Below are 7334 nucleotides of genomic sequence, written 5' to 3'. Positions count from 1 at the left end.
GCATAAGTCAACTCTCCTTAGTTGCCCTATGATAACGCAAAACCCCTTAGTTTCGGTACTCAATCTCCCAGTCCACAATATCTAGGTTTGGCTCATCTACCAGCGCATTCACATGATCACGCACATCGTTTTGAGTGGGCTCGCGACGGTCATCGCTGTTGCGTCGTAGCTGATTCTGGCGAGTGTCAAACGTAATAAACTGGTTGAGCGAGCCGGTCGAGCGACCATCACCGAGGGCATCCCAGAGCTTCGGAGCCTCTTCAGCGCCTTGTGGGACATTGTTAGTGGCAATGAGATTAAGCTGGACATAGCGCAGAGTCTTATTGGGCAGCGTGTTGAGGTCCACTTGAAACGAGAGTGTCTTGCTCCCACGCGCCACGGGCGTGGACTGGTAGGGCAGCCCCAGAGGTGTAAATATCCCCTCGACGGGGTTTTTGAGCACGCCGCCGCTCTCGCACGAGAAGACCTGGTAGCCGGGGCCACGGTAGTTGAAGGCGACAAAGCCCACGAAGCCCTGCCCCGTGGCGGAGTTTGCCGCCGCGAACCCATTTCCCCAGGGCCGATCCACCACGGGAGCGGGGCCACTGGCTCCCGCATCATCCGTGCGGTTGATCGTCACAAAGTAGTAGTAGGGCAGGCCCGTCTCACTGCTCTGCACCTCGCCTCGCAAAGCAAAAGTGACGCGCAGCAGCTTAGGCGGCTCGAACGTTCCTGCAGGCGGTATCTTAGCACAACTGGTAAGCACAATAAGCGGGAGAAGCAACAAGCGAGATCGTTTTTGCATAGCGTTTTATTGGACTGAGGGGCAGGCATTTACCTTCGATTGTCGCGGCCACGGGTGCGTCCCATGCCACTGATTTTATGGGAGTGCGCGTGGCAGATCGCCACCGCGAGGGCATCGGCGGCATCGTCGGGCTTGGGAACTTCGCTCAAGGTGAGCAGTCGCACCACCATCGCCTGGACTTGCTGCTTATCCGCAGCCCCGTAGCCCGTCACTGCCGACTTTACTTGCATCGGCGTGTACTCCATCCACGGCAGGCCACGCTGGGCAAACGCCAGCAAGATCACCCCCCGCGCCGCGCCCACCGCAATCCCATTGGTGACATTTTTATCAAAAAAGAGCTTCTCGGTCGCCACCGTATCGGGCGTGTAGCGATCCAGCAATGTGTTGATATCGTCGTAGATAGACTTGAGACGATCCGGCAGCGCCATGTCGGGCGTCGTGAGCAAGACCCCCACATCCACGGGAATTAAGCGTCCCTCTTCGTAGCGGATAATGCCAAACCCCGTCGTCGCCGTGCCCGGATCGATCCCCAGAATTGTCACAGGCTCAGGATACCACCAAATGGGAAGGGGGCTACAGATTGGGTATACTATGCCATGCGTCTCCTTCCTGTTTTCGTGGCTGGGCTTTTGACAACTGCCCTCATGATGTTGGCAATGATTTTCCTACGTGGCTCGCTCAATATCATGGGTTTTTATCTTTGGTATATCGTCCCCGCCGGAGCGATTTGTATAGGACTTCTCGCGTCCTCCGGTTACTGGCTGGCGATCAAGTTTACCCGTGTCCAGGTAAAAGACAGCCTCATTTTCTGCGTTTTACTTCTACAGCTCCTGGCCTACTTTGGCTCCTGCTGGCTGAACTACCGGCTCCTGTCCCCCTTTCTGCGCCAGCACGTCGGCTTCTGGGAATATTTTGATGCGATCACCCGCAGTTTCACGTTTGGTGGGCACGGAGATAGAGGTACCCTCTTGGGAGTCTGGGGCTACGGAATTCGGGTGCTGGAAGCGCTGGGATTCGCAGGCGGTGCCCTCTCGCTCAGTGCCTTCCAGCTCCTCCCAATCTGCGAGCACTGCAAGCGCCAGCAGTCAGGAAAGAGCCTAGGTTTTCTCCCAGCAGAAAGCGACACCGAGATTGCGCAGACACAGCAACGACTCAATCAGCTCCAGGCCGCACTGGACAACAGCAATGCCTCGACTATCACCGAGATTATGGAGGAGGCGCAACTGAGCACGACAACCGGGAGCCTGGTGAAGCTCGCTCTCACCTGGTGCCCCTCCTGCAAATACGGGCATTTCCGGGCTCAGTCAATCACATCGGGTGAGGAGCCTCTGATTGAGGAGACACTCCTCCCCGATCTCGTCAGCCAGCTCCCCCTCAAGCGCTGGAGTCGCTGACGAGTTGCGCCACGAGAAACCGCGAGAGCGCCGCGCCGTCTACAGCGACTACGACATAGAGATTCGGGCTCGGCGCATTGGAGGTGAGTTCGGTGACGTTGCCCCGTTCGTCCACGGTGACCCGCGCAGGGACGGTGCGAAAGAGCCGCAGCCAGGGCATCGGCTCCGGGTGGCGGGCGAGGCAGAAGGCGGGAAGCGTGGAGAGCAGCGTTGCCTCTTGTTTTTCTTCGTCCCAGTGCCGCCAGAGACTAACATCGCCGGGGAGCCAGATCACGCCCTCGCCGGAAGTCAGCAAGCGTCCCAACGCCGGGTCGGGGTCGCCGCCGAAGCGCTCGGGGTAGCGCTCTTTGAGGCGTGGATCAATGGGCAAGAAGCCCTCCGCGCACCCGCCCACCAGAAATAGCCGCGCGATTTTGGTACGGATGAGTGCATGGTCTGTATCAAGAAGCGTGGCAAGCTCGTCAAAGCCCCCCGTGGCAATCAGATTCACGGGTTCGGGCACAATGCGGAGCGCTTCAGCCAGCGTGCCCGGCGCGATTTGCGGCGCGGCGTTGTAGGGATCGGGTGGGCCAAGGTGGAGTATCATCGTGATTCGGACGCATTGCCCAGACGGTCTACGGCAGTCACAACCGCTTGGTCCACTTGTGCGCCCGTGTCGTGGCTGGCGTGGTCGCCGGGGAGAATCACAGTGCTCCAGCGCTCGCCGGTGCGCCACTGGACGGCATAGACAAACGCTTTTTCTACAGATTGCCAAGTGATACGCTCGCCACTCACGCGGACGCCGCGCGGAGCGGGGGGGAGTTCGCTGCCCAGCCAGGGACACGGCGGAACGAGCGCGGGCTCTGGATAGACGACACTGGCAAGGCGGCCCGCCATCGTGTTTGTATCATCCTCCATGCCTTTCTTGAGCACCACGGCGGAGAAATGCAGGTGCCCGTGAGCGCTGCCCGAGAGCCCTCGTGCCACTTTGATCTGGTACTCGATCTCCAGCGGCGGGTACTTGCTCGTGTAGATCCCCGGCCACAGGTGCCGCTTCCTCGCATTCTGCTCCGACCACCAGATCAGCAAGATCGGGAAGCTCTGGCCCGCCTGATCAATCTTCCAGTAGAGCTGCGGCGAAAAGTAATCGGCCCAGCCCTCGCGCATCCACTTGCGACTATCACCGTAGAGTTTTGCGTAGGAGTCGTAGCCAGTGATCTGTGGCGGAAAGCCCGGTCGCCAGATGCCAAACGGGCTAATCCCAAACTTCACATGTGGCTTCTCCACTTTGATTTTCTGGTAGAGATCACGGATAAAATCATCAATGTTCTTACGCCGCCAGTCAGAACGCGTCAGCTTGCCACCGGAGAGTTTGTAGCGCTTCCAGGCGGGTTCATCGGGGAAGGGTTTCTCAACCTTACTCTTTTCGTCGGTGTAGATAACATAAGGGTAAAAGTAATCATCCACGTGCAGACCATCTAGATCGTAGCGGCGGACAATATCCATCAAGACATCAATCGAGTGCTTGCTGGCATCGGGTTCACCAGGGTCAAGCCACTGGAGGTTGCCGTAGGTCTTGACCCAGCCGGGGTGTGTCATCGAGAGATGGTTTGGGGTAACGGGACTCTTGGCTCCGGACTGCCGCGCACGAAAGGGGTTCACCCAAGCATGGAGTTCGATCCCTCGATCATGTGCCTCTTTGACGGCCTCAGCCAGTGGATCCCAGCCGGGGTCTTGCCCCATCGTGCCGGTGAGATACTCGCTCCAGGGCTCTTTCTCCGAGCGGTAGAGGGCATCGCACGCGGGGCGCACTTGTAGCAGAACTGCATTCAGCTTGAGGCGCACGGCACGCTCAAGCAGAGCAATCAGCTCCGCACGCTGCTGCTCGGGGGGCAGGGCAGGCTTGCTGGGCCAGTCAATATTATTGACACTGGCAACCCAGAGCCCCCGGAACTCACGAGCAATGGGCGGGGGGAGCTGATTGCTCTGCGCATGAGCCTGCTCGTCGCCTGTCATCAGTGCAGCCCCAGCGCCCGCAGAGAGAGTAAGAAAATCACGTCGCTTCACGGAGTCAGTTTACCCGGAGAAGCCCTCTCTACGGCCCCGCATTGGCGCTGGCGCTGATGGCATCGGGAGCGTGAATCATAAAGTAGATCCGCCCGATCAGAAGTGCCATACGGGCCATGATCGTGTTTCCAAACATCGCCCCGAAGGCGATCATCATGGCGTAGCGACCAAACTTGGAAACTTTATTCACTGCGGTGTTCTTCTGCTCAAAAGAGAAGAAGAAGTAGACCATAACCGCACCAAGAATCGCTAAGAAGATCAGGTTATTGATCGCCGTGGCGTAGGCGGCCACCGGATATTCTGGCTTGATCTTCGCGGGGTCCACCCAGATCGTTTTCGTGGCGGCGGTCTGGAGCTTGGGCCAGTAGTCGCCCGCAAAGCTCTGGAACGCCTGGCCCGACGCGAAGCCAATAAAGACACCAAAGATCAGGCGCGCCATCCAGCCGTTGCGCTTGGAGTAGATGAAGTAGAACAGTGATCCGGCGGGCAGGATCAGCGCCAGTCCCCACTGCCCGTCTTTGACCATCGGCTCCCACCAGTTGGGCTTGAGCACATCGTTCCAGGTGGCCGCAATAGCGTAGCCGCCCGCCAGCCCCAGGTAGAGATGCTCAAAGAGCCGGAATATCTTGTTTTCTTTGTAGAGAATCGAGTAGATGCCCAGGGTACAGATCACCCCAAGAACCACGACGATCATTTTTAGCAGGCTATCACTCATGGTTAGCGCCCTCCTTCGGCAGCGGCGCGCTGCTTGCGCTCTAGAAACATTCCCAGGTTGCCTAAAAAGATCAGCACCAGAATCAGCAAGTGGGACAGAGAGAGAGAGGCCGAGGCCGAGGTCGCAAAGCCCGCTTTCTCTAGAAGAAGCTCGTACTCACTCGCTCCCTTGAGGCCCGTCAGCATGCCCTGAAGCTGGCCTGTCTCCAGCATCGGGATCGCCTCGGTCGCCATCACGGAGGTGGGGCAGTAGAGAGTTGGGATGGGAGTCTTTCCCGCACGCTGGTAGAACTGAATCCACACGGGAATAGTATTTGCCGAAGCGATCTCGATAATGATCGAGACATCATTGACCCCTTTGACTCCCTGCATACACGCAACTTCGCCCAGGGCCATGCCCCTGATATCTTTGCCCAGGGCACCGGGCAGATCGTTGACGGCAGCTTTGATCAGCGCCGTCGCAGCACCTGCCGGTCGGTAGCCCCAGTTGACATAGTCGCGTCCGTACTGGTAGTCGTACTCCTTGGCGAGCTTTTCCACGGCTTGCTGGCCTAGCTCACGCCCTTGCGGGTCGCTGAAACCAAAGATGGCGAACTTCACTTTACGCATCATCAAGTGGCGCACCGTGGCCTCGCACTGCGAGAGATTCTCCGCGAGAGTCCCTGCGGCAAAGTTACAGGCCACGATCACGATCTTGTTCTTAGCGGCGGGATCGCTGGCCACTTTCTCGATTGTCTCGTAGTAGCTACGAGTCGCGGCGGTGATGGCGGGCTTGGGCAAGCCCTTAGTCACTGCAGGAGCAAGCAGCGGAATCGCGATCACCACAATCAGCAAGAGATAGAGAAGGCGGCGATCTACGTTATTAAGAAATTTCACTAGAGTTCCTCCTCAAAGTAGGAGCCGCGCTCAAGAGAGAGCCAGAGTCGCAGCGAGGTTGCCAGTGCCCCTACGGCGAGCCCGAAGTCAATCGCCATTGTGGCGGGAGAGCTCGCACGCTTCTGAATCCACTGGCCTATATTTTCTAGCCGCAGGTTCGCGATAACATCGGTAGGCTCATTAGGAATCCAGTTGGTCAGCGCCTGGCCAATCGGGACATTGCCCAGCATCACCAGTGCGGCAGCGACCAGTAGAATCGTCGCCTCGACGGAGCGAATCCGGAACGCGCGATAGGCAGCGGAGACAATATAGAAGGCGATAATGGAGAACATGGTGGCATCGAGGTTCTTCATCAACCCATCATAGAGCAGCACATCCAGGGTCTTAAACGGCCCCTTGGGATCAGGAATATACTCTTTTCCGATGTGCGCCACCGTCATCAGGACAATCCCCCCGATCAGTGTCGCCGAGTTGCCCCAACCGGAGCGCTTCATGGCGATATTGCGCAGGTGAACCGACATCAGGGAGTAGATACCTAGGCCAATCGCGAAGGCTTGCAGCGCATTGGAGATATCCGAGACTTGCTTGAAGTACGGTGTCAGGAAGTTCTCCTGGGCCGTCATCTTCTCCACATCGTCGCTGGTGAGGGGCTTCTCAGAGGTGGCGGGGAGCTGTTTAAGAATCAGCCGCGCATCTTCCGGAGAAAGCTCTTTGAGCTTGGTCTTCGCCGATTCATCTAACGTTGCCACCAGCTCAGAGTCGGCGAGTGGCGTGTTTTCCGGCTGGTACTTGAGCTTCTTGATGACATCCGCTTTATTCGCGACTGTCGCGTGGGTGGGCCAGAAAAACTCCACGGCGTAGAAACAGCCCGCTAGCAGAGTCACCAGAGCGATCAGCGGCTTGCGAAGCTTGTTGGGCACCAGGGTGAGCAGAAACAGAACGACCGCTCCAATGAGCAACCCCACAAAAATCATTCCATAAGTTCCCATCGCTACTTGCCTCCTTTCGTACTCTCTTCAGGATCCACCAGGAAATTGCTCACATTCTGATCCGCAAACAGATTCCGGAAGAGATGCTTATTCGCAAACGTGGTGACGAGCGAGCCAATCACAATGGTCGCTAGAATGCCGATCTTAACTCTATCTTGCGCCACAATTGAGCCGAGAAGCGTCGGTTGCCGGGTCAGATAGGCCGTCGCGGCGTAGTACTCATCGCCAATAATCACATAGTCACAGGCGGCGATAAAGAACGGAACTTGCGTGGTTGAGGGCGTGCCCGCCACTTGAATGGCCCCAACCATGTTGGCGTTCTCCGCCATGATCAGCGACTCCGCAAAAAACGTCCCAAAAAGAAACGTCGCGGCGAACTTCTCCCGCTGGATCATTCCGGCCACACCCGCGGCGTAGGCGAACTGCTGGTTTGACAGATAGCGCACGTCGTCGGGGGAGTAGGCGTCGCCCCGCCCGGCTTGCTGATAGGCGTTGGAGATGGTGTCCTCAGCGATGGGCAGCATGGCGGAG

9 protein-coding genes are annotated in these 7334 nt (G+C 57.9%); 1 reads left to right on the top strand and 8 read right to left on the bottom strand.

The genetic code is table 11. The features are described 5' to 3' along the window. Positions 1-46 precede the first annotated feature (46 nt). Entirely contained in the window at positions 47-784 is a 738-nt protein-coding gene (locus ACH2EH_RS26490; RefSeq protein WP_395146423.1) for a hypothetical protein, read from the bottom strand. Positions 785-813: 29 nt separating this feature from the next. Next, a complete protein-coding gene (gene ruvC / locus ACH2EH_RS26485; protein WP_394794415.1) occupies positions 814-1326 on the bottom strand; it encodes a crossover junction endodeoxyribonuclease RuvC in 513 nt (170 codons plus the stop codon). A 54-nt stretch (positions 1327-1380) separates the two neighbouring features. On the opposite strand from ruvC, the gene ACH2EH_RS26480 reads away from it, so the two are divergent. Beyond that, a complete protein-coding gene (locus ACH2EH_RS26480) occupies positions 1381-2178 on the top strand; it encodes a hypothetical protein (RefSeq protein WP_395146422.1) in 798 nt (265 codons plus the stop codon). On the opposite strand, the gene ACH2EH_RS26475 is transcribed toward ACH2EH_RS26480, so the two are convergent. The 6 genes from ACH2EH_RS26475 to ACH2EH_RS26450 form a co-directional block, all read right to left on the bottom strand. Next, positions 2159-2764 (bottom strand): hypothetical protein, encoded by a 606-nt coding sequence (locus ACH2EH_RS26475; protein ID WP_395146421.1) that lies wholly within the window; start codon positions 2762-2764, stop codon positions 2159-2161. The two genes, ACH2EH_RS26480 and ACH2EH_RS26475, sit on opposite strands and share 20 nt — an antisense overlap. Continuing rightward, on the bottom strand, positions 2761-4224 hold the full coding sequence (locus ACH2EH_RS26470; protein WP_395146420.1) for a glycoside hydrolase family 10 protein: 1464 nt from the start codon (positions 4222-4224) through the stop codon (positions 2761-2763). Before ACH2EH_RS26470 ends, ACH2EH_RS26475 begins: the two co-directional genes overlap by 4 nt. 28 nt (positions 4225-4252) lie before the next feature. Continuing rightward, a complete protein-coding gene (locus tag ACH2EH_RS26465; protein WP_395146419.1) occupies positions 4253-4939 on the bottom strand; it encodes a hypothetical protein in 687 nt (228 codons plus the stop codon). A gap of 2 nt (positions 4940-4941) precedes the next feature. Next, positions 4942-5814, bottom strand: a complete 873-nt coding sequence (locus ACH2EH_RS26460) for a hypothetical protein (protein WP_395146418.1) — start codon at positions 5812-5814, stop codon at positions 4942-4944. Continuing rightward, on the bottom strand, positions 5814-6788 hold the full coding sequence (locus ACH2EH_RS26455; protein ID WP_395146417.1) for a hypothetical protein: 975 nt from the start codon (positions 6786-6788) through the stop codon (positions 5814-5816). The genes ACH2EH_RS26460 and ACH2EH_RS26455 overlap by 1 nt, the downstream gene beginning before the upstream one ends. Positions 6789-6805: 17 nt before the next feature. Next, positions 6806-7334, bottom strand: a 529-nt coding sequence (locus ACH2EH_RS26450; protein ID WP_395146416.1) for a DUF6754 domain-containing protein, incomplete at its 5' end; no start/stop codon positions are given.

This window comes from Armatimonas sp., from assembly GCF_043760365.1.
Lineage (GTDB): Bacteria > Armatimonadota > Armatimonadia > Armatimonadales > Armatimonadaceae > Armatimonas.
Note: the sequence above shows the minus strand (reverse complement) of the source record. Positions and strands in the feature narration are given on the sequence as shown.

Bases quoted from the DNA above. Each gene is read 5' to 3' on its own strand.
- ACH2EH_RS26465 (WP_395146419.1), bottom strand. From the start codon at position 4,939: ATGAGTGATAGCCTGCTAAAAATGATCGTCGTGGTTCTTGGGGTGATC.
- ACH2EH_RS26455 (WP_395146417.1), bottom strand. From the start codon at position 6,788: ATGATTTTTGTGGGGTTGCTCATTGGAGCGGTCGTTCTGTTTCTGCTC.
- ACH2EH_RS26475 (WP_395146421.1), bottom strand. From the start codon at position 2,764: ATGATACTCCACCTTGGCCCACCCGATCCCTACAACGCCGCGCCGCAA.
- ACH2EH_RS26480 (WP_395146422.1), top strand. From the start codon at position 1,381: ATGCGTCTCCTTCCTGTTTTCGTGGCTGGGCTTTTGACAACTGCCCTC.
- ACH2EH_RS26490 (WP_395146423.1), bottom strand. From the start codon at position 784: ATGCAAAAACGATCTCGCTTGTTGCTTCTCCCGCTTATTGTGCTTACC.